Origin of the sequence: Polaromonas jejuensis NBRC 106434 (assembly GCF_001598235.1) — a bacterium.
Taxonomy (GTDB): Bacteria; Pseudomonadota; Gammaproteobacteria; order Burkholderiales; family Burkholderiaceae_C; genus Polaromonas; species Polaromonas jejuensis.
This window is the reverse complement of record NZ_BCYO01000016.1, coordinates 95,014-119,402: the sequence shown is the minus strand read 5'-3', so window position 1 is coordinate 119,402 and position 24,389 is coordinate 95,014. Positions and strand designations below refer to the sequence as shown.

Annotated in this window: 21 protein-coding genes and 1 pseudogene; 9 read left to right on the top strand and 13 right to left on the bottom strand. The window is 62.9% G+C overall.

From position 1 onward, the window contains the following. Positions 1-125: 125 nt before the first annotated feature. Positions 126-995, bottom strand: a complete 870-nt coding sequence (locus PJE01S_RS17135) for an HpcH/HpaI aldolase/citrate lyase family protein (protein WP_068834863.1) — start codon at positions 993-995, stop codon at positions 126-128. A gap of 75 nt (positions 996-1,070) precedes the next feature. Here PJE01S_RS17135 and PJE01S_RS17130 point away from each other — a divergent pair, with 75 nt between their 5' ends. After that, positions 1,071-1,964 (top strand): LysR family transcriptional regulator, encoded by an 894-nt coding sequence (locus tag PJE01S_RS17130; protein WP_068834851.1) that lies wholly within the window; start codon positions 1,071-1,073, stop codon positions 1,962-1,964. Between the two features lie 502 nt (positions 1,965-2,466). Continuing rightward, complete coding sequence (locus tag PJE01S_RS25255) at positions 2,467-2,721, top strand: hypothetical protein (RefSeq protein ID WP_068834850.1); 255 nt, start codon at positions 2,467-2,469, stop codon at positions 2,719-2,721. Positions 2,722-3,283: 562 nt separating this feature from the next. Here the strand turns inward: PJE01S_RS25255 and PJE01S_RS17120 are convergent. The 4 genes from PJE01S_RS17120 to PJE01S_RS17105 form a co-directional block, all read right to left on the bottom strand. Beyond that, positions 3,284-4,747: an amidohydrolase family protein gene (locus PJE01S_RS17120; RefSeq protein ID WP_068834849.1), complete on the bottom strand. Its 1,464-nt coding sequence runs from the start codon at positions 4,745-4,747 to the stop codon at positions 3,284-3,286. Between the two features lie 20 nt (positions 4,748-4,767). Then, positions 4,768-5,961, bottom strand: coding sequence for an amidohydrolase family protein (locus PJE01S_RS17115; RefSeq protein WP_068834848.1), 1,194 nt, complete (start codon positions 5,959-5,961; stop codon positions 4,768-4,770). Positions 5,962-6,143: 182 nt separating this feature from the next. Continuing rightward, entirely contained in the window at positions 6,144-7,721 is a 1,578-nt protein-coding gene (locus PJE01S_RS17110; protein WP_068834847.1) for an ABC transporter substrate-binding protein, read from the bottom strand. A 38-nt stretch (positions 7,722-7,759) separates the two neighbouring features. Continuing rightward, a complete protein-coding gene (locus PJE01S_RS17105; RefSeq protein WP_068834846.1) occupies positions 7,760-8,569 on the bottom strand; it encodes a GntR family transcriptional regulator in 810 nt (269 codons plus the stop codon). A gap of 748 nt (positions 8,570-9,317) precedes the next feature. On the opposite strand from PJE01S_RS17105, the gene PJE01S_RS17100 reads away from it, so the two are divergent. After that, complete coding sequence (locus PJE01S_RS17100; RefSeq protein ID WP_068834845.1) at positions 9,318-9,590, top strand: hypothetical protein; 273 nt, start codon at positions 9,318-9,320, stop codon at positions 9,588-9,590. 192 nt (positions 9,591-9,782) lie between these two features. On the opposite strand, the gene PJE01S_RS17095 is transcribed toward PJE01S_RS17100, so the two are convergent. The 6 genes and pseudogenes from PJE01S_RS17095 to PJE01S_RS17070 form a co-directional block, all read right to left on the bottom strand. Continuing rightward, positions 9,783-10,775, bottom strand: a complete 993-nt coding sequence (locus PJE01S_RS17095) for a recombination-associated protein RdgC (RefSeq protein WP_068834844.1) — start codon at positions 10,773-10,775, stop codon at positions 9,783-9,785. Positions 10,776-10,939: 164 nt separating this feature from the next. Then, positions 10,940-11,494 carry an NUDIX hydrolase gene (locus tag PJE01S_RS17090; protein ID WP_174548555.1) on the bottom strand — a complete coding sequence of 185 codons (555 nt, stop codon included), beginning with the start codon at positions 11,492-11,494 and terminating at the stop codon, positions 10,940-10,942. Between the two features lie 225 nt (positions 11,495-11,719). Then, positions 11,720-12,415, bottom strand: coding sequence for a fumarylacetoacetate hydrolase family protein (locus PJE01S_RS17085; RefSeq protein WP_068834842.1), 696 nt, complete (start codon positions 12,413-12,415; stop codon positions 11,720-11,722). Then, a pseudogene (gene gtdA, locus PJE01S_RS17080) lies at positions 12,412-13,505 on the bottom strand (gentisate 1,2-dioxygenase). Before gtdA ends, PJE01S_RS17085 begins: the two are co-directional and overlap by 4 nt. A gap of 29 nt (positions 13,506-13,534) precedes the next feature. Continuing rightward, positions 13,535-14,911: an FAD-dependent oxidoreductase gene (locus PJE01S_RS17075; protein ID WP_068834841.1), complete on the bottom strand. Its 1,377-nt coding sequence runs from the start codon at positions 14,909-14,911 to the stop codon at positions 13,535-13,537. Between the two features lie 221 nt (positions 14,912-15,132). Then, positions 15,133-16,134: a Bug family tripartite tricarboxylate transporter substrate binding protein gene (locus PJE01S_RS17070; RefSeq protein ID WP_068834840.1), complete on the bottom strand. Its 1,002-nt coding sequence runs from the start codon at positions 16,132-16,134 to the stop codon at positions 15,133-15,135. A 209-nt stretch (positions 16,135-16,343) separates the two neighbouring features. Between PJE01S_RS17070 and PJE01S_RS17065 the strand changes: the two genes are divergently transcribed. Continuing rightward, entirely contained in the window at positions 16,344-16,793 is a 450-nt protein-coding gene (locus tag PJE01S_RS17065; RefSeq protein ID WP_068834839.1) for a MarR family winged helix-turn-helix transcriptional regulator, read from the top strand. 95 nt (positions 16,794-16,888) lie between these two features. Here PJE01S_RS17065 and PJE01S_RS17060 read toward each other — a convergent pair whose 3' ends face one another. Beyond that, the gene (locus tag PJE01S_RS17060; RefSeq protein ID WP_068834838.1) at positions 16,889-17,191 is read right to left on the bottom strand and encodes an antibiotic biosynthesis monooxygenase family protein; all 303 of its coding nucleotides are present in this window, start codon (positions 17,189-17,191) and stop codon (positions 16,889-16,891) included. A 279-nt stretch (positions 17,192-17,470) separates the two neighbouring features. Further along, positions 17,471-18,514, bottom strand: coding sequence for an NADP-dependent oxidoreductase (locus PJE01S_RS17055; protein ID WP_068834837.1), 1,044 nt, complete (start codon positions 18,512-18,514; stop codon positions 17,471-17,473). 157 nt (positions 18,515-18,671) lie between these two features. On the opposite strand from PJE01S_RS17055, the gene maiA reads away from it, so the two are divergent. The 5 genes from maiA (at position 18,672) to phbB (ending at position 24,272) form a co-directional block, all read left to right on the top strand. Continuing rightward, positions 18,672-19,310, top strand: coding sequence for a maleylacetoacetate isomerase (gene maiA / locus PJE01S_RS17050; RefSeq protein WP_068834836.1), 639 nt, complete (start codon positions 18,672-18,674; stop codon positions 19,308-19,310). 14 nt (positions 19,311-19,324) lie between these two features. After that, complete coding sequence (pgeF, locus tag PJE01S_RS17045) at positions 19,325-20,146, top strand: peptidoglycan editing factor PgeF (protein ID WP_068834835.1); 822 nt, start codon at positions 19,325-19,327, stop codon at positions 20,144-20,146. A 351-nt stretch (positions 20,147-20,497) separates the two neighbouring features. Further along, complete coding sequence (locus PJE01S_RS17035; protein ID WP_068834862.1) at positions 20,498-22,207, top strand: PHA/PHB synthase family protein; 1,710 nt, start codon at positions 20,498-20,500, stop codon at positions 22,205-22,207. A gap of 44 nt (positions 22,208-22,251) precedes the next feature. Beyond that, complete coding sequence (locus tag PJE01S_RS17030; protein ID WP_068834833.1) at positions 22,252-23,430, top strand: acetyl-CoA C-acetyltransferase; 1,179 nt, start codon at positions 22,252-22,254, stop codon at positions 23,428-23,430. Positions 23,431-23,534: 104 nt separating this feature from the next. Beyond that, complete coding sequence (gene phbB, locus PJE01S_RS17025; protein WP_068834832.1) at positions 23,535-24,272, top strand: acetoacetyl-CoA reductase; 738 nt, start codon at positions 23,535-23,537, stop codon at positions 24,270-24,272. Positions 24,273-24,389 lie beyond the last annotated feature (117 nt).

Sequence of the window (24,389 nt, the reverse complement as noted above, 5' to 3'; positions counted from 1 at the left end):
GGGGGGGGGGGGGGGGGGGGGGGGCCCGCGCGCCCCGGTCGTGGCCACTCACCGGCCCTCACCCCCGCCCTCTCCCAGAGGGAGAGGGAGTGAATTCGAAAAACTCTCACGCTCTCGGTCGATATTCAGCCGGGCAGAAGCCCGAGGCTGCGGGCGCTTGCGACGATGGCGCGGGCGCGGATCACGAAGGGGATGTCGATCATTTTTCCGTCGACCACATAGGCGCCTACGCCGTCGGCATCCGCTTTGCGGGCGGCCTCGACGACCTTGCACGCGTGCGCGATTTCCTCGTCGGACGGGCGGTATACCTCGTTGGCGATGGCGATCTGGCTCGGGTGGATGCAGGTCTTGCCCAGGAAACCCAGACGGCGCGACAACGCCGCCTCGGCGCGGAAGCCTTCGGTGTCCCGAATGTCGGCGAACGCCCCGTCGTAGGCATAGACGCCGGCCTCGCCGGCCGCCATGCGGATCGCGAACATCGCCTGCTGGATCGCCGCAGGTTCGCGTCGGGCGATGTCCAGGGGTTCGAACAGATCGCCCAGGCCCATTTGAAGGCCAACCACGCGCGGGTCCGCCGCCGCGAGTTCGGCGGCCATGCGCAGCGCTTTCGGTGCTTCGATGTTGAGCAGGAGGCCAAGCGGCGTGCGTACACCGTTGGCATGTTCGGCACGGGCGATCGCCGCGACGGCGGCGCACACATGCGCTGGACTTTCCGGCTTGGGCAGATTGATCAGATGCACGCCGGGCTGGACCACGGCGGCGATGTCGTCCGCGAAGTGCGGCGTGTCCATCGCGTTGACCCGGGCGATCAGAATCTTGCCCGTGGCCGCTGTCCCGCCGCTTTGCAAAAATTCGCGTACGGCGCTTCGGGCCTCGGCTTTGCGCGGCTCGGCAACCGCGTCTTCAAGATCAAAACAGATGCCGTCCGCGGCGCCGTTCAAGGCTTTGGCGAAGAGCTCGGGGCGCGAGCCCGGAACAAACAGTTTGCTTCTCATGAAGGCAGTGTCGGCCATGCATGAAGCAAGAACAACATACACACTCTATGATGAGATGATAGAAAATGTATATTTATGGAAACAGCCTATCTTCGCAGCTTCCTTCTGGTCGTGGAATCGGGCTCGATGTCCGAAGCGGCACGCCGGCTCGACCTGACACCCGCCGCCGTCGCTCAGCAGGTCCGCACGCTGGAGCGCGAGCTCAACGCGCCGCTGCTGGCGCGCGCCGGCCGCACGGTGCAGCCGACCGGGGCCGGCCATCTATTGGTGACCAGGGCCAGGGCGCTTCTGCGTGACGTTGGCGACATCAAGGCGCTTCTTGGCAGCGACATGGCCGGCGGAGAGCTTGTCGTCGGCACCATCAACACCGCCCTTCACAGCCTGCTCCCCGACATCCTCGCCCGCTTCGTCAAATCGCATCCCGGCGCCAAGGTGTTTCTTCAATCGGGAACGACCAGCACGCTATACCGGGCCGTCGAACAGGGTGAGCTGGATGCGGCGGTCTGCCTCTACCCGAATTTCACGCTTGCGAAAACCTTCGATTGGACATTGCTAAGAGAGGAGCCGCTCGTGTTGCTGGTGCCAAGCCGCCTGGCAGGCCGGGACCCCCACGAACTCCTGCGCACTTCGCCACTGATTCGCTACGACCGAAGCCTTGGCGGCGGCAAGCAGGCTGATCGCTACATCCGCGCAGCCGGCATCGTGCCGCAGGAGCGCTTTGAGCTGAGCTCGCTGCTGGCCATCGCGATGATGGTGGATCGTGGACTCGGCGTGTCCCTCATACCGGACATCGCCTCGCCGCTGCTCGAAGGCCAACGGGTCACCAAAATCGCCCTCCCAATGCCTTCCGAAGCGCGTCGTTTTGGGGTTTTGTGGCTTCGCGCATCTGCTCGCTTGCGGTTGATACAGGGGTTTGTAGAAAGCGCAAACATCGTCATTGCATCAAAGAAAACTTCCCGGAAGGTTTGAGCCATCGCCAATGTCTTTTTGCCGGCGGAAGGCTGCTTCGGGCCCACAGGAGAGCACCACGACCGTGGCGTTCCCTCTAGTAAACGTATCTAGGAAAACACCTTATTCCATTTTTAAATCATCCGTGCACTTTGTCGGCTTCGCTTGCCGTACGTCTGTACTGTCTGCGCTTCGCCTTCGTGTTCACGAATGATTTAGAAATGGAATAAAGAGCCCTGGTTCACCCCGAGCTCAATTCTCAGTGACCGCAAAGGGCGGACTGTTGCGAGCAAATTCTGTAGTGGACCTCGTTGCCGGTGTGTTGTCGGGATTGCGCCGACCAAAACGTCGGGTAAATTGGCCAATCACATCGCCAAAAGTCCGATGCAGTCTTTTAGTGGCAACAAATGCGAAACTTTGATCTCTGAAGTGAGCGATGCGACCAGCCCGCCCTGCGCGGGCATTTTTACGCCCCTGTGTGTTACGCGGTCGCTGCGACAGTCTAATGACGGAGGAGGCCAGGATGGCTTTCTCCGCCCCTAGCGCCCATGCCGCCTTCGTGGTGACCCATTCCGGCTGCGCCTTCATGATGACCCACTTCGCCCTTGCCTTCGTGGTGACCCACTCCACCTTGGGCGCTGGTGGTACGAGTGGCCGGAGTCATTCCGCCCATGCCTACGTGGTGGCCGAAACCTTTTCCGCCCTGGAGTCCATGACTACCGTCGTGGAACCCATCATGATCACCATGGAACCTGTGATGACGATGACCACCGTCTGAAAAGAGCCCAAAGTCGAAGAACGCAGAGGCCCCTATATAGTCTGGAGCGATTGCATAGGCGGGCTGACCATATGGGTACGTGCCATAGGGCGAGTAACCTCCCGGATAGGCGGCCTCATATGTGGCGCAGCCTGCAAGACCGGATGCGAGCAGTAGCGAAAATGTCAGGCGTTTCGCTACGCCTTTCAAGTGCTGGCTCATGATCTCGAGCGTAAATATATACGGGGAAATCCCGTATATAAAAATTAGACAGACGGCATGTCCAGCAGTTCTGCGAACTCACACCTTGTTACAGTGTCAACGCCCCGCGCGAACGCTTGTCGCCAGAAGACCATGCGTGGAACGCCCATATTTGCAAGCGTTTCCTGCGCCCGCCGTGCGCGTTACCGATGCACAAAATTCGAGTTTGGCGCTGGCCAGTCGCTCCACCTTGGCGTATGACGCGTCCATGCGCTGGCACTCGCCGCGCTGCGTGCCCATGGAGAAAGCGCAAACGCTGCATCCTGGGGCCAGTGGAGCTAAGTGGGTAGCCGCCGTATTGGCTACCGGACGTCGCGGCCCGTCAGCTTGCCCAGGGAAAAACCGGGTGAAACAGCCGCTCTGGCGGCGGATTGCCGAAAGCCCGGCTTTGGTGGCTGGCCATCAGTTTCTCGAATTGCCGGTTGGCCTGATCTTGCAGGGCGTGCATGTCGATGCCGCACACCTCAAAGTCTTCCATCACGCTGCGGCCACCAATGTAGCTGGCGCGGCAGTCGGTGCCGCGTCCGGCCACCAGCAGGTTCTTCAACGGGTCAAAGAACGGGCCGAGGTGCGGCGCCTTGAGGTCGAACACCACAATGTCGGCCTGCGCGCCGGCCGCCAGGCGGCCCAGGTCGTCGCGGCCCAGGGCCTTTGCCCCGCCAAGGGTCGCCGCGTTGTACAGGTCCGCCATCGCGGTTTGTGCCGCGCCACCTTCCACCACGCGTGCCATGTACAGGCCAAGCTGCATGTTGTGCAGCAGGTCCGGCGGCCAGGTGTCGGTGCCCAGCCCCATGTTGATGCCGGCTGCGCGGTATTTGCCAAAAGAATCCAGGGCCTCGCCGGTGCGCGCGAAAACCGCGGGGCAGTGCGCAATGGTCACTCCGGAGCCAGTCAGTCGCCGCCAGTCGTGGTCACTCTTGTTGGACACGCCTGGATGGCCGCTGATGTAAATGCCGTGCGGAAGAATGGCGCGCGGCGTCAGCAAGCCCAGTTGCTCCAGCCAGCCCAGGGGCGTGGCGTGCCGCAACTTTTCGACGGTCTCGAATTCATAAACGGATTGGCAGCAATGCAAACGGACCGGCGCCTTGAGCTCGGCACTGGCCGCGGCGGTGCGCGCCAGCAGTTGTGGCGTGCAGGTCTCGATGCGGTCTGGCGCCAGCATGCCGCGCACCAGGCAGCCATGGGCGCCATCAAAATCACGGAAGAACCGCAGGGCTTGCTCCAATCCTGACAGACCCCGTGGCTCATCCCAGAACTGGTCCAGCGAGCGGTCCTGGCGCACATAGGTCATGCCGCTCATGTAACACGGCCCCAGGTAGGCCCGGATTCCCAGTTCGCCGGCTATGTCCACGACGCTGGCAAATTCGTCGTAACGTTCAGCCCAGGCACGGTAATACATCGAGGTGATGGGCAGCGCGGTGGTAATGCCGTTGCGGATCAAATGCGTGAAGGCGTAGCGGTACTTGAAGCGTTCTTCCTCATCGGTATATGACTCACGCGGTCCTTGGCGCAGGTAGTCTTCGGACCACAGGCGGCCCATCTCCAGCTTGCTGCCGTTGTCCAGCGTCAACACGCCGGAATCGAGATCACCCAGGGCGTCCAGATCGATCAGGCCCGGGCTGATCAGGGCGTGCCCATAGTCCACCGTCTTGTCCACATGCCCGGGAAAGTTATGCCCGACAAACTCTATCGTGTCGCCCGAGAACACGACCTCGGCGTCGCGCCACAACACGTGCGCCGAGCCGTTGAATCCGACGACGAATGAGGCTTTGAGACAGGTGCGCATGGCGTTTCCGTTTCTTTCTTTCAGAGTCCCGTGAACACACCGCCCTGCGCCACGATCCTGCCGTGGCTGATCACGGTGCGCTGCATGCTGCGGTCTACCACCGCTTCGGCGAGGTTCTCTGCCGGGATGAGTAACAGGTTGGCCTGGCATCCCGCTTCCAGGCCGTAGTTCGGGATGCCCAGTGCACGTGCTCCGCCCGAACTCACGATGTCAAAGGCCATGGCCAGTTCCGCATCCTTGCTCCAGCCAAAACGCAAAGCCAGCAACATGGCCCGCTCCAGCATGTCGCCGTTGCCCATCGGGCTCCAGGCGTCGCGGATTCCGTCGGAGCCCGAACACACATTGACGCCGCGGCTGCGCAGCATGGCCACCGGCGGCACCGTGACGTGTGGCGGAGCGCAGCTCATGATCGATATGCCGAGTTCGGCCAGGCGATCCGCCAGCGCCAGCAAGTCGTTGGGAGGGAAGGCGCCCAGCGAATAGGCGTGGCTGATCGTGACGCGCCCGGACAGGCCGCAGGCCTGCGTCATGTCCGCGATGCGTTCAATTTCCCAGCGGCCCAGGTCACCCGGGTCGTGCAGATGGATGTCCAGGCCGCGCTCGTAACGCGTCGCCAGTTCAAACAGGGTTTCCAGGTGCCGGATCGGGTCGCGGTCTATGGCTGCGGGGTCTATGCCCCCGACGATGTCCACGCCCAGGTCCAGTGCCGCGCGCATCAGTTCCGTGGTGCCGGGCTGGATCAGCATGCCGCCTTGCGGGAAGGCCACGAGCTGCAGGTCGATCAGCTGCCTGTACTTTTCGCGCAGGGCCAGCATGGCCTCGATGTGCCGCAAGCCCCACACGGTTTGCACATCCACATGGCTGCGGAAGTGCAGCGAGCCGCGTGCGATGCAGTGCTCGATCAGCGGGCCGGCGCGCTCGGCAATGGGCACATCAAAGGTCTTGAGCAGGCCCTGCTCGTTGCTGATTCTGTCATTGCGGGTCGGGCCGGCGGTATTCGGGCGCCAGGGCGTGGCCCACAGGGTCTTGTCGAAATGCACATGGCTCTCCACCAGAGCAGGCAGCAGCAACTGGCCTTTGCCGTCGATCAGGCAGTCCATGTCCAACGCTGCCGTGCCTGCAGGTAGCACGGCCTGGATAACGGACTGTTCGAGCACAAGATCCACGGCGGCCTCACCGAGTGGTCGTACGTTGCGGATGACCTGGGAGTTCATGGCGGCACACCTTCAATTCAAGCGGTGACGAAAAATGCGATGCGCAGCCCCTATGGGGTTGAACGGCAGGAAGGAGATGAAGCAAACGCCTATCGTCACCAACACGCCGCAACATGGGGCGCCATGCGCAATCGACGCGCGGTAGACCGCGCGTCGGAATTTCTGGACCTAGCCCTGTCAGTTCAGGGTGTTGTCACCAGCCACAGGCGCAGCTGGTTGTCGGGTGACTGCCTGAGCTCGACACCCTTTTTCGACGCCCAGGTGATGGGCTGCTGGTGCAGCGGGATGTAGGCCACGTCATTGCGTTCGATGGACAGCGCCTCGCCCATGAGTACTTTCCGTTTGGCGGGGTCGAGTTCCGTCGCGATCTTGGGCAGCATGGCGTCGAACGCCGGGTTCGAGTAACCACCGGAATTGAGTCCGCCCCGACTTGGCGACCGTGTTGCGGCCACGTCGGACAGGATCGCGTAAGCGTCTGCCATCGGCAGCCCGGCGTGACTCATCATGTACAGCGAGAGGTCCTGGGTATTGAGACGGATGTTCCACTTGGCAGTCGGCTCAAACTGCGGCGTGATCTTGATGCCCACGCGTCCGAGCATGGAAGAGATGGCCAGGCAGATCTGTTCGTCATACACGTAACGGTCGTTCGGACACTGCAGGCCGACCGTGAATCCGTCCGGATAACCGGCTTCGGCCAGCAGCTTTTTGGAAGCATCGGGGTTGAACGGCAGCAGGCGCGTGTTCAGCCCTTGCGGAGCGCCGTTGAGTGCGGGCGAAACAATCATGCCGGCGGGCCAGGAGAGGCCGCGCATCACCGAGCGCTTGATGGCCTCCACGTCTATGGCCTGGTACAGCGCCTTGCGCACGCGGATGTCCTTGAACGGGTTCTTGCCCTTGACGTCGGAGTACAGCAACTCGTCGCGGAACTGGTCCATGCCGAGGAAGATCGTGCGCAGGTCAGGGCCCTGGACCACGGTAAATGTGCCCGAGCTGTTGATGCGTTGTACATCCTGCAGCGGCACGCTGACGGACGCGTCAAGGACGCCGGACAACAGGGAGGCAGTGCGCGTTGCGTCCGCTTTGATCGGCGTGAAGTTGATTTCGGTCAGGTTGTGCCTGGGCTTGTCCCACCAGCTCGGGTTGGCCAGCAGCACGGTCTTGACGTCCACTTCACGCGACTTGAGCATGAACGGACCGGTGCCGTTGGTATTGCGGTTGGCGAAGTTTTCCTTCTTCTGCTGCAGGTCGCTGGTTTCCTTGGCGTTGTTGGCCTCGCACCATGACTTGCTCATGATGGGGAGGTTCAGCATTTCATTGAGCAACAGCGGGAACGGGGCCTTGGTCTCGACATCGACCGTGAAGGCATCGACCTTGCGCACGTCCTTGACATCGCCCAGATTCAACTTGGCAATCGAGCCAGGGGACTGCACGCGTTGCCAGCTAAATACCACGTCGTCGGCCGTCATGGCTTCGCCGTTGTGGAACTTGACATTGCGGCGCAGCTTGAAACGCCATACGGTGGGGCTCACGGTCTGCCATGACTCGGCCAGCGCGGGCTCGATTTCGACCTTCTCGTTGAAGCGCACCAGTCCCTCGTAGACATTGTTCATGAACGAGTTGGTGAAAGAGTTGTTCGTCGAATACGGGTCCATGGACATGACGTCGAGTGACGCGGCCCAGGTGAAGGTCTTCGCCTCAACCACGGCGGATCCGAGCGTCATGGATAGCGCCAGCCCGAGTGCCAGCAATTGCTTTTTCATTGAGCTAACTCCTTTGATGAAAATGAACGGGGAAACCTCTACGTGCTGTGGGTCTTGTGCTTGCGCGCACTGCGGGTTGCCGCTGCGCTTCGGGCGGGTGCATTTTCTTGTGAAGGGCTCAGGGCCTGAGCCAGATCCAGCGCGGGCGAGTCTTCTTCGTCCAGGCGCAATTGACGTTCGCAACCGAGCAGGTGCTCGTCCATCAGGCGCTCGGCGTTGGCATAGTCGCCCGCTTCGATGGCATCCAGGATTTCCAGATGCTCATGGGCCGAGCAGGTATTTGCTCCGGAAAAGCCGTACAGAGCCACCATGAGCGAGGTTTGTGACACGACGCGATTCAAATGCTGTTCGAGCGCCGTGTTGCCTGTTGCTGCGGCCAGATCGAGATGGAATTTGCCGGCAAGCCGAATGTAGCGGCCAGTGTCGCCCACACGGTTTGCCTCGCGTTCATCTGCCACCTGCAGCCGCACGTCGTTCAGCCAGGCGTGCTGCCCGCATTTGGCGAGACCACGTACCACTCCGGCCTCCAGGATGCGGCGCAGTTCGTAGACGTTACGGGTCAGCTCGACCGATGGCTGCGCAACAAACGCCCCGCGGTTGGGGAACAGATCCACCAGTTGTTCCATTGCCAACCGGTCCAAAACCTTTCGGATAACCCCGCGCGTGACACCGTAGATGCGACACAGATCGGCTTCGGGCAACTTGGTCCCCGGCCGCACGCGATGCTCGTAAATGGCGTCAGCGAGCTGCTTCTGAATACGTGTTTCGTCGCTTTCGTCGGATGCGGATGCTTGCGTTGACGGCGCTGGAGCGTCGTCTTCGGTTGACTTGGAATGAGAGAGCGTCATGATGCTGTCCAGCGATTTAAATCGCGATTGTGCACACATGAAAACTGGTGTCAACACAAAAACATCAGAGTTTTTACTTAATTGTTGGCAATATGATGGTCTATTGTGCTCAAAATAAATCACGGCTCCGGACCCATTGGCCATAGGGCAAATGTCACGCCGTCCTATGCGTCCTATGACTTGTGCGAGGCTATGCCTGTCTGGGTACTCAGGGCAACGCGTGGAAAGCACGCCAATTTTGAGATCGTCCTGCCGCCAGCGGACAGGATTTGCTGCCGGGGTCGGGGCCCAGCGCGGTCACGCCAGGCGACGGCGCCAATACCGTCGTTGCGGCCGATGGGGCCGGCAGCGCGAGCACGATTCGGTTGGGCAACGGCAATGACACCGTGACGCTGGGTAATGGCGTGGACCGACCGGACCCGCCATGCCTCGCAGGCGCAAAAGGCCCCAGGGAGCGATTCCTGGAGGCCTTTTCCTTTTCATTGGCAAGCCAAGTGTCTGGCAGGGGCAACCGCGTACAACGCGAGGCATTGACTGCTACGGCCGGGCGCGGTGAGCTGACGCGTCCGCGGTTCAAGGTGTTGCGAGGCCATGACACATTGGCGGATCGCTCCGGCATCCATTGACAGCGCACAAGACTTCAGCGGATCATGTCTTACGGGCGAAGCCAAAGCGGTCTCGAACAATTTCAGGTTTTTGCAATTCTTTGGCCGCCGCGTATCGCATCGCATGTACAAGGAGGGTTGTCATGAGATTCCATCTGTTTGAACAACACGCCGACGCTCACGTTCGCAAGTCTCGTGAGTACCTGGAGGAGGCGAATCTGGCACGGGTCGAGCATCAGGCGGCCGCTGAGCATCATGCCGCGCTGGCCAAGATGTACGTGGAGAGAATCGCCAGGATTGAAGCGGAAATCAATAATGCGCTCCAGCTGCGCGCCATGCTGGCCACTCAGCCGGTCGAGGAGCGCCCCAAGCCCGAGTCTGTTGTGGTGTACCCGTCGCGGGCCACGCGCTCCTGACGGCGCTGGGCAGCCTTAGTCAGTTAGCCGGTTCGCCGGGAGGCGTGAGCCGCCTGGCTTCCTCTCCTCGATGCGCCTGTCTTTTGCGGGCGCATGGCCTGGATCAGGTGCTTGGCGGATGCGCGCAGCTTGAGGGGCTGATTTAAAAAACGGACCCGCTTTATGCGTGTCCGTTTTTTTTTTTTGTCGGTATCAAGCGTCCGCGAGTTCGGGCGCCGGCTTGGCGGTTGTTGTCGCTTCGGGTGGGGGCAGGGACGCATCGGCGGGCTGTTCACCGCCCAAGGCTTCGAGCAGATCGGGGATCAAGGCAGACAACTCGCCCGTCACGATGGCGGCGTCGGTGTCGAAGCCGTCGTCGTCCTTGCCTTTTTCCTGCACGCCGTCCAGCACCACGTCCAGCAGCTTGATTTTTCTCACCTGGCTCAGGTCGGTGAGCACAAAGGACACGCGGTCGTTCCATGTCATGGCCAGCTGCGTGGGTACTTTGCCGGAGGCGATGTGCTGGGCGACCTCATCGATTTCCAGCGTATGGCGTGAATAGCGGACGGCCGATTTCTGGTCGTCGGGCATCTTCAGTTCGCAATCGCGATCGACCGTGAAGCCGACGGGCGCTTCGCGGCTTGCCAGCCAGTGCGCCATGGACGCTGCGGCGGACATCATCGTCTGCACGGGCTTGACCATGATGCCGGGGCCGGCGTTCGGGATTTCGCCGAGGGCCTCCACCAGGTAGCTGACCACCTTGTCGGCGCCGGTGAGGCTGCCCGAATCCACCACCAGGAATTTGTTGACGGGGTCTATCCATAGCGTCGTCGACGAGCGTTTGGTGAAGGCGCGGGGCAAAAGATCGAGGATGGCCTCCTCCTTGAATTCCTTCTTGATTTTTGAGCCGACGCGTTCATTGCCGGTTTCCTGCTTGTAGCGCTCAATGCGTTCTTCGACGGCGGCCTTGATGGCCGACGAGGGCAGGGGGCGGCGTTCGGTGCAAAGCCGCAGGATGAGCTGGCGGCCCACGGCTTCAGCCAGGACGGTGCTCTTGTTGCCGCGCGGCGGAACCCAGCCATTGGACTCCGGCTGCGTCGCGCCACAGGGCATGAAGGGGGCCGCCTGGAGTGCTTCCTCGAGCGCTTCCAGTGGGGGCAGGACGAAGTCGTTGGCAATGCGGAAAAAGGTGGCGGATTTGAACATGGGGTATCGAGGAGGATTGGCTGGCGGGGGAGCGGGCGCAAGAGACAAAACCGGCGGGAGACAAGGTCTTGTGAGGCACGCGCCCAACAGAGGGGTACGGGAGAAATTTTAAGTGACGCTTGGCGGGTGAACAGCACTGGCTGGCAGGGAGGCGGTGCTGCCGCTCAGTCTATATCGAGGGTGTGAATGTCATAGCGGCCCTTGCGGCGGTCGGCGAAATAGCAGGCCAGCGTTTCCTTGACCGTCTTGAACGCAATTTCTTCCCACGGGATTTCCGACTCCGTGAACAGCCTGGCTTCTATGGTTTCGTGGCCGGGATGGAACTCGGTGCTGAGCAGCCGGGACCGGTAATACAGGTGGACCTGCCCGACGCGCACCACGTTCATGACGGTAAAGAGTCCCAGCATTTCAAACTGCGCACCGGCTTCCTCGTGGGTTTCGCGGGCGGCGCCTTCCGCGGTGGTCTCGCCCAGTTCCATGAAGCCCGCCGGCAGCGTCCATTTGCCCCAGCGCGGCTCGATATTGCGCTTGCACAGCAGAACCTGCTCGCCCTCGGCACCCCACACCGGAACGGTACCGACCACATTGAGGGGGTTGTCGTAATGCACGGTGCCGCAGGCGGGGCAGACGGCGCGCTCCTTGGTGTCGCCGTCATCGGGCAGGCGATAGGCCACAGCGGTACCGCAAACGCGGCAGTGTTTCAGGGGGGGACGATGCATCAAATGAGTGTAGCGGCTTTGGCTGGCGCGCTCGTTCGGCGGTTGGGGGCGGGTCGCTGAATGCTATTTAAACCATAGCTGCAGGCGCCCGTACTTAAAGGGCTGGAGGCCTGAAAGGCATAAAAAACCGGGTCTGAGCCCGGTTTTTCGCCAGCCACCCATCAACTTCGCCCGCAGGGCCGGCGTTAACGTTAAGAGTGGGCTTGTTGATACGCAACAACCGCTTCAGGCCACCTTGATGCTCAGCGTGCCCAGGCCCGCCACGCCACCCACCAGGGTGTCGCCCGACACCACGGCCGCCACGCCTTCGGGCGTGCCGGTGTAAATCAGGTCGCCGGGTTGCAACTCCCATGCGGTCGACAGGTGCTCGATGGTTTCGGCGATGTTCCAGATCAGCCTGGAGACGTTGCTGCGCTGGCGGTCCTTGCCATCGACCTGCACATAGATTTCGGCATTGTTCACGTCGCCGGCTTGCGCCACCGGCGTGATCGGGCCTATGGGGGCGGAATGCTCAAAAGCCTTGCCTATGCACCAGGGCCGGCCCTGCTTTTTCATCTCGTTCTGCAAATCGCGCCGCGTCATGTCCAGGCCCACGGCGTAGCCGTAGATGTGCTTGTGCGCATCCGCGGCCTTGATGTTTTTGCCGCCCGTGCCAATCGCCACCACCAGCTCGATTTCGTGGTGCAGGTTTTTCGTCAGGCTGGGGTAGGGGATGGTTCCGGTCTGGCCGGCTTCCACGGCGACGATGGCGTCGGCCGGTTTCAGGAAGAAAAACGGTGGCTCGCGGCCGGTAAAGCCCATTTCCTTGGCATGCTCTTCGTAGTTGCGGCCCACGCAGTAGATGCGGTGCACCGGAAAGCGCTCCGGCGTGCCCACGACAGGCACGGAGACCGTGGCGGGCGGTGTAAAGACAAAACTCATGACAACCTTTCCTCTCTGTGTATGCCCAGGGCCTGATGCACCGGGCGGTCTGAAAAACTGAACAGCACGCAACCCTGCGCCGAACGCAGCTGCGCAGTGTGCCACGACGGAATCACAAAATGGTCGCGCGGGCCAAATTCGAAAGTTTGCACCTGCTCGTTGCGTGTGATGGTGACGCTGCCGCTGCCTTCGACCACGCTGAACACCGCGCCATCGGTCTGGCGATACGGCTTGCCTTCAAAACCGGCGGGCAGGCGCTGCATGAAGGTGGCCATGGTCGGCATGGGCGAGCCGCCGGTGGCCGGGTTCACGTAGCGCAGCTTGGCACCGTCCCAGGCATCGATGTCGGCCCGGGTTTCCAGCGCGTGCAGGGCTTCGCGCGTGCGCTCGTAGGGGTAGCTGAAGATGGGCGAGGTCTGGCCGAAAGGCGCGTCGTAGCGCACCGGCAGCATGTTGGCGCCGTAGCGCTGGTAGCTGAGGCCTTCGGCCCTGGTCACGGTTTGCGAGGCGGCGCCGCCGCTTTCGGCAAAGCCGGCGTCGAAAAAGCGCAGCATGGGAATGTCCAGGCCGTCCAGCCAGACCACCGGGGCGTCGGCCTCGACGCGGCCGGCATGGCCATGGTCATGCCAGGTCCAGCTGGGGGTGATGATGAAGTCACCGGGCTTCATCGGCGTGCGCTCGCCGTCCACCGCGGTGTAGGCGCCATGGCCTTCGACCACAAAGCGCAGCGCGCTCTGGGTGTGGCGGTGGCTGGGCGCCACTTCGCCCGGCAGGATGACCTGCAAACCGGCGTACAGCGACTGCGTGATGGCCGACTGGCCGCGCAGGCCCGGGTTTTCCAGGATCAGCACGCGCCGCACGGCTTCTTCGGCGGTGATCAGCTGGCCCGACTGCATCAGGTAAGGATGAACGTCGGCGTATTTCCACAGCGCCGGCTGGCAGGGCGTATTCGGGGCGGGCGGCACCAGCGAATGCAGCATTTCCCACAGGGCGTCATGTTCTGCGCGGAAATGGCGTCGTAAAACGCCTTGCGCGCCACGTTCCCGGCCGGGGCGGCTTGCGCCGCTGGGGGTGGGGCTGTCATCTCCATGGGCTCTCCTGTCCTGGCGTTTGTGGGACTTACTGGCCGCCGGCACCGGCGGGGTCGAAATACACGCCGTCCCGCGCGAGCCGGGCTTGCAGGCGGCGCACGTCGATCCTGGCAAAGCCCTGGCCGGCGGGCGCCAGGGCTGCGGCGGTTCCCGCGGCCTGGCCCATGACAAAGCAGGCGCCGCTGGCACGCGCGGCCGACTGGCCTTCGTGCGTCATGGAAGCGCAGCGCCCGGCGACCAGCAGGTTGTCCAGCGTGGCCGGCACCAGCATGCGCCAGGGCAGGTCGTTGTAGGCGCGGCCCTGCGGCGCATCGATATTGCGCGGAAATTGCCAGTCGATCCGGCCCTCGGCGTGCAGCTCCATAGGCCAGGCGTTGACGCCGATCGCATCGTCGAAGCGGGCCGAGGACAGGATGTCTTCGCCGCTGAGCGCGTACAGGCCCTGAATGCGCCGGGTTTCGCGTATGCCCACCTGCGGCGCAATGTCGACAATGGCCGACTGCTCGAAGCCCGGTACCTCGTTACGCAGAAAGCGGAAGTATTCGCTGATCTGGCGCCGGCCTTCCAGCTCGCCGTCGCTGAGCTGGCGCGCATCGGTGGCGTCCATGGCCGTGCCGCCGGCATTGCGGATTTGCGTGACGTTGGCACGCCACTCTGTCGGGTTTTTTTGCGGGCGCAGAATCGCGCCTTCGCGCGGAAACCGGTAGCGGCCCGGCGCGCGCGCCTGGGCTTGCGCCATCAGGGTGTTGACGGCCTTGAACTCGCCGACGGCCGCCAGCGCGCGCGGTGCATCCACATGGCCGACGCGGAACATGGTCGAAGGAAACAGCGCGCTGCCGTGGCCGTCGCCCAGCTCAAACGGCACGCCCGCGAAGTGGGCCAGGTCGGCGTCGCCCGAGCAGTCGATAAAGCGCTTGGCGCGAATCGCCTGGCGGCCGGATTTGGTTTCGACCACCAGGGCATGGATTTGCCGGCCTTCCATCAGTACCGCGGCAGCCCAGGCATGGAACAGCAGCTGCACGCCAGCGGCCAGCAGCCACTGGTCGGCCGCGCATTTGTAGGCCGACACATCGTAGGAGCGCACGCGGATGCGGCCCAGCATGCCGTCCTGCGGCGCATTCAGGCCGCCCAGTGCATCAATGCGCAGCAAGAGCTCATCGACCACGCCATGCACCACCTGCCGCATCTCGCCATTTTTTCGGCCATAAAGGCCGGCAAAATTGGTGACGCCGCCCGCCGTGCCCATGCCGCCGAGAAAGCCGTAGCGCTCGACCAGCAGGGTGCGTGCGCCGTGCCGGGCGGCGCTCACGCTGGCGGCCAGGCCGGCCGGCCCGCCGCCTATCACGACGACATCAAATTCGCCATAGACGGGCAGGCTGCGGGCGGGTTCGGTGATGAAGTTCAATTTGGCTCCCCCCCGTCCAGGCTCACTGCGTGTAGCCTGTTCCCCCCTCGAGGGGGCGGCGCCTGCGGTCTGGCAAAGCCAGTCCCGCGGCCCTCACTGGTATGCCTGCTGGAACTCTCTAACCCAGCATGAGCCGCGGAACCGGCTTTGCCGGGCCGCAGGCGGGCGGCCCCCTCGGGGGGCAAGGAGTTACACGCAGTGAACGACTGTGGGGGCATCATTTATTCGAGCTTGATGCCGCGCGCCTGGATGATGTTGCCCAGAATCGCGGTCTCGTCCTTGAGGCGGCTCTTCAGTCCGTCGGGCGAGGTGCCGACGGCCTGCCAGCCCTGGTTGAAGAGTTTTTGCCGGGTGTCGGCATCGTGGATGATGCGCGGCACTTCCTGGGCCAGCCGGGCCTGCGCGGCCCTGGACAGGTTGGCCGGGCCTATCAGCGCCGTCCACACCTCGAGGTTGACGTTCTTCACACCGGCATCGGCCAGCGGCGCGATCTCCGGCGCCAGCGAGCTGCGGCCGCCCGTCACGCCAATGGCCTGGAGCTTGCCGGAGCGGATGTGCGGCATGGCGACGCCGGGCGGAATCAGCGCCATCTGGATCTGGCCGCCGATCATGGCGGTGATCACTTGCGGGTTGCCCGCGTAGGGCACATGCACCGGCTGGAGGCCGGGGACGCGGCTTTTGATCAGCTCCATGCCCAGATGCGCCACGGAGCCGTTGCCGACCGAGCCGTAGTTCCAGTGCCCGCCCGCCTGCCGCGCGGCGCTGAAGAACTCGGCGCCGCCGGGCAGGCTGGCGGGCGCGACCAGCATCAGCGGCGCGGTGGCCAGCAGCGACAGGGGCGTGAAGTCCTTGGCCGGATCGTAGGGCAGCCTGGGGTAAAGCTGCTTGGCCGAGGTCAGGTTGCCATTGATGACGACGCCCAGCGTGTGGTCGTCATTGGCCTTGGCCACCTGGTCGGCGGCAATGTTGCCGGAGGCGCCCACTTTGTTTTCAATGATGACGGGTTGGCCCAGCGCCTTGGCCAGGGGTTCGGCCAGCGTGCGCGCCGCCATGTCGGGCGTCGAGCCACCGGGAAAGCCCACCAGGATGCGCACCGGGCGGTTTGGCCAGGCGTCTGCTTTTTTTAAGCCATTTTGGGCTTCAGCCCCTGTGGCAAGGGCGCAGGCAGCTATCAAAAGCGTAGCGAATGCCAAAAGTTTGGAGGGCGTGGCAGGCGTTTTCATGGGCTTATACAAAGGTTTTATGGCCTTTATTGGAACAGTTTTGAGGGAGCGGTCCCGCCCTGTATCCATTTCCAATGCTGCCGCCCGAAATCATGAAGGGGGAGACTTGCGCCATGCTTTTTATCGGCCGGATCAGGGTAAGGGCGTTGATGGTAAGTGTACGTATTATTTGAGGGCCTGGTGTTTACCCTGAACGCTAAACTCCGGGCATGGCAAAAGGTTTCAATTTCGCTGAAGCGCCCGGGCACCTGATCCGCCGGGCGCAACAGCTGGCGGTCGCCATCTTCATGGAAGAGACCGCCGGCTTTGATGTCACGCCGGTGCAGTTTGCCATTCTGAACGCCCTGATGGATGAGCCGGGCGAGGACCAGGTCACGCTGTCAGGCCGGGTGGCCTTTGACCCGGCCACCTTTGGCTCGGTGATTGGCCGGCTCGAAGCCAAGGGCTGGGTCAGGCGCGAGGCGGATCCGCAAGACAGGCGCCGCAAGCTGCTCTGGACCACGCCCGAGGGCGAAAAGGTGGCACGGCAGATGGCACGCTCGGTGCGCCGGGCCCAGCAACGCATCGTGAGCCCGCTGGACGCCACCGAGCGGGCGCAGCTGGGGGCCCTGCTCGGCAAGCTGGTCGCCAGTCACGACAATTTTCCCAGGGACAAGTAGCCTGGGCATTTCATGGCGCAGGCGGTGGCCGCCTAAAAAACGGGACCTTCAAGTCCCGTTTTTTAGGCCCTGCGGCCTCAAGCCGCAGACGCGCGTCAGGCTGATTTGGCCAGCAGATCGAAATGCTCCACCGTGGGCGGCCCGGCAAAAAACGGCCCGACAATCGCGCGCCATTCGGCAAAGGCCGGCGATTCGCGGAAATCGACGGTGTGGTTTTCCAGGGTTTCCCAGAAGATTTGCAGGATGTAGCGCTCGGGGCTTTCAATGCCCTTGTTGACCTTGTAACCGTGGAAGCCCCTGGCTTTGGCAATCACGGTGTTGACGCCGCGCTGGATGGCTTCGTCAAAAGCGGCCTGCTGGCCGGGCTGAATGCGGATATCGGCGAGTTCGAGAATCATGGGCAGGCTCCGATGTGGGTGAATATTCAATATTGTCAATATTGCGCAGGCGGTAACTCTACCGTCAAACCATCGAGCGCCGGCGTCAGCCCGATCTGGCAACTGAGCCGGCTGTTGCCCAGGCGGGGCGGGGCGGTGAAGGCCAGCATGGCCAGCTCTTCAGCGCCGCCTGTATCAGGTTTTTGCCAATCTGGCCTTGAGCGCTCGTGGAGTGGCCGTCAGCTGCTATGAAATTAATAGTTATCGCATGGCCAAAGGCGGGGGAGCTGGCCGGGGTGTTTACGCTGGCGCCACCTGCAGCACCAGCTTGCCAAAGTTTTCGCCGCTAAACAGCTTGAGCAGGGTCTCGGGGAAGGTGTCCAGGCCCTGCACCACGTCTTCCCGGCTTTTCAGGGTGCCGGCCTTCAGGTAACCCGCCAATTCGGCGATGGCCTGCGGGTAGCGGTCGGCGTAGTCGAACACCACAATGCCTTCCATGCGCGCGCGGTTGACCAGCAGCGACAGGTAGTTGGCCGGCCCTTTCACGGGCGTGGTGTTGTTGTACTGGCTGATGGCGCCGCAAATGATGATGCGGGCGCCGCGCGTGATGCGGGTCAGCACCAGGTCAAGAATCTCGCCGCCTACATTGTCGAAGTAAATGTCGACGCCCTTGGGGCAATGCTCCTTCAGGCCGGCCTTGACCTCACCGGCCTTGTAGTCGATGCAGGCGTCAAAACCGAGCTCGTTGACGACCCAGTCGCATTTGGCCCGGCCGCCGGCTATGCCGACCACGCGGCAGCCCTTGAGTTTGGCGAGCTGGCCCACCGTCTGGCCCACGGCGCCGGCCGCGCCGGAAACGACCACGGTTTCGCCGGTCTTGGGCAGGCCGACGTCGAGCAGGCCAAAGTAGCCCGTCATGCCGGGCAGGCCCAGCACGTTGAGCCAGGGCGTCAGTCCCAGGCCGGGGTCTATCTTGAAGATGCCGCTGCGCTTGATCTGCTCCTCTGGAATCCGGCAGTATTCCTGCACGTCCAGGCCGGCATTGACATAGTCGCCCACGGCAAAGGCCGGGTTTTGCGAGGCAATGACCTGGCCCACGCCGCCGGCGCGCATGACGGCGCCAAGCTCCACCGGCGGGATATAGCTTTTGCCTTCGTTCATCCAGCCGCGCATGGCCGGGTCCAGCGAGAGGTAGAGGGTCTTCACCAGCACGCCGCCCGGGCCGGGCTCGGCCACGGGTTCGGTGGTGAAGTTCCAGTTGGCGCGGGTGGGCAGGCCGACAGGGCGGCTGGCCAGGCGAATCTGGTGATTGCTTGATCCGGAAAGGGCGGTGGGGGTGCTCATGAGGTGTCTCCAGGCAGGGCGGTTGGGGGATGCAGCTTCACACCATAGCGGGGAGCGGCTTCCTGGTCAGTCTCCGAGGCGATTCGTCGGTCTGGCGGGTGGGGGCGCAAAACCTGGGCAAGGCCGGCGGGCGCTGTTTCAGTTTATGCTTTCAGGCATGAGACTCCACAACTATTTCCGCTCTTCCGCCTCCTTCCGCGTGCGCATTGCGCTTGAGCTCAAGGGGCTGGGCTACGAGTACATTCCCGTTCACATTGCCAGGGGCGATCACAAGAAGGAGCCCTATGCGGCCCTGTCAGCCGACACCCTGGTGCCGCTGCTGGAGGTGGACGGTGAAAAGCTGTCGCAGTCCATGGCCATCATTGAATACCTGGATGAAAAGCACCCTGAACCGGCCCTGCTGCCTCCTGACGCTGTGGGCCGTGCCAAGGTGCGCGCATTGGCGCAGTCGATCGCCTGCGAAATTCATCCCCTCAACAACCTGCGCGTGCTCAAGTACCTGGTGAGGGAGCTCAAGGTGGATGAGGAAGCGAAAAACACCTGGTACCGCCACTGGTGCCGCGAGGGGCTGGAGGCCTTCGAGCGCCAGCTTGAACAGTTGCCGGCATCGACCTATTGCTACGGCAGCACGCCGACGCTGGCGGACTGCTGCCTGGTGCCGCAAATCTTCAACGCCAGGCGTTTCAATGTGAATCTTGAGGGGCTGCCGCGCACCATGGCGGCGTTTGACGCCTGCATGGCGCTGCCCGCCTTCCATAAGGCACAGCCATCGGCCTGTCCCGATAACGAAGCCTGAACGGGGCCTGCGTTTTGCATGCCGATTGGCTGATTCCCGACTGGCCCGCGCCCGCTGGCGTTCGGGCGGTGTTCACCACCCGCGCCGGCGGCGTGTCGGCGCAGCCCTATGACAGCCTGAACCTCGGCGACCATGTGGGCGACCGGCCCGAGCATGTGGCGGCCAACCGCGCCTTGCTGCAGCAGGCCACGGGCACGCGTGCCGTCTTTCTCCAGCAGGTGCATGGCTGTGAGGTGTTGGCGCTTGAGGCCGCCAGCCCCGACGGCCAGCCCGCCGATGCCTGCGTCACCGCGCAGCGCCGTCTGGCCTGCACCATCATGGTGGCCGATTGCCTGCCGGTGCTGCTGACGACGGAAGATGGTGCGGTGGTCGCTGCCGCCCATGCCGGCTGGCGCGGTCTGGCGGGCGCCGGGGTCACCGGGTTGATGGGCGGGCCGGGCGTTCTGGCCTCGGTTTATGCGTCTTTCAGGGCTCTGGCCCAGGCAGAACGGGCGCATTCAGCTCCTGAAACGATAGCGTGGCTGGGGCCGTGCATCGGGCCTTCGGCTTTCGAGGTGGGCGCTGAAGTGAAGGCGGCGTTTGAAGCGGTGCAAGCCGGGGCCGGCCTGCTGTTCGTTGACATAGGCGGGGGCAAGTACCTGGCCAATCTTCCGGCACTGGCCCGCCTGCGCCTGCAGGCCATGGGCGTTACCCGGATTTATGGCAACGACGGCAGCGCGCCCTGGTGCACGGTCAGCAACCCGTCAAGGTTTTTCTCCCACCGGCGCGACGCCGGTGTCAGGGGCAACGGCTTCGGCACCACCGGCCGCATGGCTGCCTGCATCTGGCGGGACTGAGCGCGTGGCCGGGCCTGGCTCCTGGGAGTTTGTCGCGCTGGCGCTGTGCCGGGCCAGTTCTTCCGCGTTGCGTTTTTTGATCGCCTTGTTGCGCGCCGGCGCCCCCATCAGGTAAACCACCAATGCCACAGGCCCCACACCATAGAGTACAAAGGTCATGAATGCGCCCAGCAGTGTTCCGTTGCTGTTGGTGGCCTCGGCCACGCTCATCATGAATACGACATAAATCCAGGCTATAACAATCAAATACATAAATACGTTGCGTTTAGTCAGAAAGCCGGGCGCAAATCCTACGATACTGGTGTGGACTCAACAGGGTCAGCAAGACTCGAGATGATAGAGGGAGACAAGATGAATTCTGAGGCAAACTGGGCCCACGCGGCCCAACAGATGCAAGAGACCTTTGGCACAGGCCTGCAGCAGGCCATGGGCGCACTGGCGGCGGGCACACCCCCGGCCGGTCTCCCGCCTCCCATCAGCTTTGACCCGGTCAAGCTACAGGCGCTCCAGCAGCACTATATTGAGGAGGCTTCGGCCCTGTGGAACCAGAGTCTGCAGCCCGGCGATTCGGCACCGGCCGTCTCTGACCGGCGTTTTGCCGCAGAGGCCTGGAAGAGCAATCCCGTCTCGAATTTCTCTGCTTCCGCCTACCTGCTGAACGCCAATGCCCTGAAGGGCCTGGCCGATGCCGTGGAAGGCGATGCCAAAACCAGGGCGCGTGTGCGTTTCGCGGTCGAGCAGTGGATGGCGGCCACGGCGCCCAGCAATTTTCTGGCCCTGAACGCCGAGGCCCAGCAAAAAGCCATCGCCAGCCAGGGCGAAAGCATTGCCAAGGGACTCGCCAACATGCTGCACGACATGCGGCAGGGCCATGTGTCCATGACCGACGAGAGCGTGTTTGAGGTCGGCAAGAACGTCGCCACGACCGAAGGCGCGGTGGTGTTTGAAAACGAGTTCTTCCAGCTGCTGGAGTACAAGCCGCTGACCGCCAAGGTCTATGAAAAGCCTTTTCTGCTGATTCCGCCCTGCATCAACAAGTTTTACATTCTTGACCTGCAGCCCGACAACTCCCTGATCCGCTATGCCGTGGCCCAGGGTCACCGCACCTTTGTGGTGAGCTGGCGCAACCCGGATGAATCCATGGCGGACAAGACCTGGGACGACTACATCGAGCAAGCCGCCATCAAGGCCATCGCGGTCGTGCAGGAGATCACAGGCGCCGAAACCATCAATGCCCTGGGGTTCTGCGTGGGTGGCACGATTTTGGGCACGGCCCTGGCGGTGCTGGCGGCGCGTGGCGAAAAACCGGTCGCGAGCGCCACGCTGCTGACCTCGTTCCTGGACTTTACCGATACCGGCATCCTGGATATCTTTATCGACGAAGCCTCCGTCCGGTTCCGCGAGGCCGAGATGGGGCGGGGCGGCCTGCTCAAGGGCCAGGAGCTGGCCTCCACCTTCAGCTTTTTGCGCCCCAACGACCTGGTCTGGAACTACGTGGTGGGCAATTACCTCAAGGGCGAGACGCCGCCGCCCTTTGACCTGCTGTACTGGAACAGCGACGCCACCAATCTGCCCGGGCCGTTTTACGCCTGGTATCTGCGCAACACCTATTTCGAGAACAATCTGGTCAAGCCGGGCAAGGCAGTGGTTTGCGGCGAGAAGGTCGATTTGCGCAAGGTGGACATTCCGGTCTATCTCTACGGCTCGCGTGAGGACCATATCGTGCCGATTGGCGGGGCCTACGCGTCCACGCAGGTGCTTCCGGGCAAAAAGCGTTTTGTGATGGGGGCTTCGGGCCACATCGCCGGCGTGATCAACCCGCCCGTCAAAAACAAGCGCAGCTACTGGACCCATGACAAGCTGCCGGCCGGTAAATTCCCCGTGTCGCAGGCCGATTGGCTCAAGGGCGCGACCGAACACCCCGGCAGCTGGTGGACGGACTGGTCGGCCTGGCTCAAAACTCAGGCTGGCAAGCAAATTGCTGCGCCCAAGGGCTATGGCAGCCGCCAGTACCAGGCCATCGAAGCCGCGCCGGGGCGCTACGTCAAGGTCAAGGCCTGAATCGACCCAATACTGCAACATAATTTATAGCAAGGAGATATTTCATGGAAGACATCGTTATCGTTTCAGCCGGCCGCACGGCGGTCGGAAAATTTGGCGGTTCACTGGCCAAGACACCAGCCACCGAACTGGGTGCGGCTGTCATCAAGGCCGTGCTGGAGCGCTCGGGGCTGAGCGCCGAACAGGTCGGTGAAGTCATCATGGGCCAGGTCCTGGCGGCCGGCGTGGGCCAGAACCCGGCGCGCCAGGCGGTGGTCAAGGCCGGCTTTCCGCATGCCATCCCGGGCCTGACCATCAATGCGGTGTGCGGCTCGGGCCTGAAGTCCGTCATGCTGGCGGCGCAGGCAGTGGCCACCGGCGACAGCGAGATCGTGATTGCCGGCGGTCAGGAAAACATGAGCGCCGCGCCTCATGTGCTGAATGGCTCGCGCGACGGCCAGCGCATGGGCGACTGGAAGATGCTCGATTCCATGATCGTGGATGGCCTCTGGGACGTCTACAACCAGTACCACATGGGCATCACGGCGGAAAACGTGGCCAAGAAGTACGGTATAGCCCGCGAGGCGCAGGACGCACTGGCGCTGGCCAGCCAGACCAAGGCGGCGGCCGCGCAGGATGCCGGCAAGTTCAAGGATGAGATCGTACCCATCTCCATTCCGCAGAAAAAGGGCGAGCCGGTGGTGTTTGCGGCCGACGAGTTCATCAACCGCAAAACCAGCGCCGAGGGCCTGGCGGGCCTGCGTCCGGCCTTTGACAAGGCCGGCGGCGTGACCGCGGGCAACGCCTCGGGCCTCAACGATGGCGCCGCGGCCGTGCTGGTCATGACCGCCAAAAAGGCGGCCGCGCTCGGCCTCAAACCTCTGGCGCGCATCGCCAGCTACGCCACCACCGGCCTGGACCCGGCCTACATGGGCATGGGCCCGGTGCCGGCCTCGACCAAGGCGCTTGCCCGCGCCGGCTGGAAAGCCCAGGATCTGGATCTGCTGGAGATCAACGAAGCCTTTGCCGCGCAGGCCTGCGCGGTGAACAAAGAGATGGGCTGGGACACCAGCAAGGTCAACGTCAATGGCGGCGCGATTGCGATTGGTCACCCGATTGGTGCGTCCGGCTGTCGCATTCTGGTCACGCTGCTGCATGAAATGGTGCGCCGCGACGCCAAGAAAGGCATCGCCAGCCTGTGCATTGGCGGCGGCATGGGGGTTGCCCTCACACTGGAGCGCTGAATATCAGGTAAAACAGGTTTCAGCGGGTGCCATTCGGGTGCAAGCTGCTATCGAACTTATAGCAAAACGATTTCGTGGAAATGACAGAATCAAGGAGAAACGCAATGACCAAACGAATAGCCTACGTTACCGGCGGCATGGGCGGTATCGGAACCGCAATTTGCCAGCGACTGGCCAAGGATGGCTTCAACGTGGTCGCGGGCTGCGGCCCCACGCGTGATTTCGACAAATGGCTCGATGAGCAGAAGGCGCTGGGCTATACCTTCCACGCCTCGGTGGGCAATGTGGGGGACTGGGACTCCACGGTGGCAGCCTTTGACAAGGTCAAGGCCGAGCACGGTCCGGTGAGCGTGCTGGTGAACAACGCCGGCATCACGCGCGACGGCCAGTTCCGCAAGATGAGCAAGGTCGACTGGGATGCCGTGATTTCAACCAACCTCAACAGCATGTTCAATGTGACCAAGCAGGTCATCGAAGGCATGATAGAAGCGGGCTTTGGCCGCATCATCAACATCTCGTCGGTCAACGGCCAGAAGGGCCAGTTTGGCCAGGTGAACTATTCCACCGCCAAGGCCGGCCTGCACGGCTTTACCATGGCGCTGGCCCAGGAAGTGGCCAGCAAGGGCGTGACGGTGAACACCGTGAGCCCAGGCTACATCGGCACCGACATGGTCAAGGCCATACGCCCCGACGTATTGGAAAAAATCGTGGCCGGTGTGCCTGCCAAGCGGCTGGGCCAGCCGGAAGAGATTGCCTCCATCATTTCCTGGATTGCCTCCGACGAGGGCGGTTATGCCACCGGTGCGGACTTTTCGCTCAATGGCGGTTTGCACATGGGCTGATGAGTGCTCACGGCGCCGAGCCTTTTGCATGTCAAAAAAAACCCGCTTAGGCGGGTTTTTTTTGTGGCGGTTTTGAGGCCGGGTTGACACGCGAGGCTTTCTGGGCCGGCGTGCTAT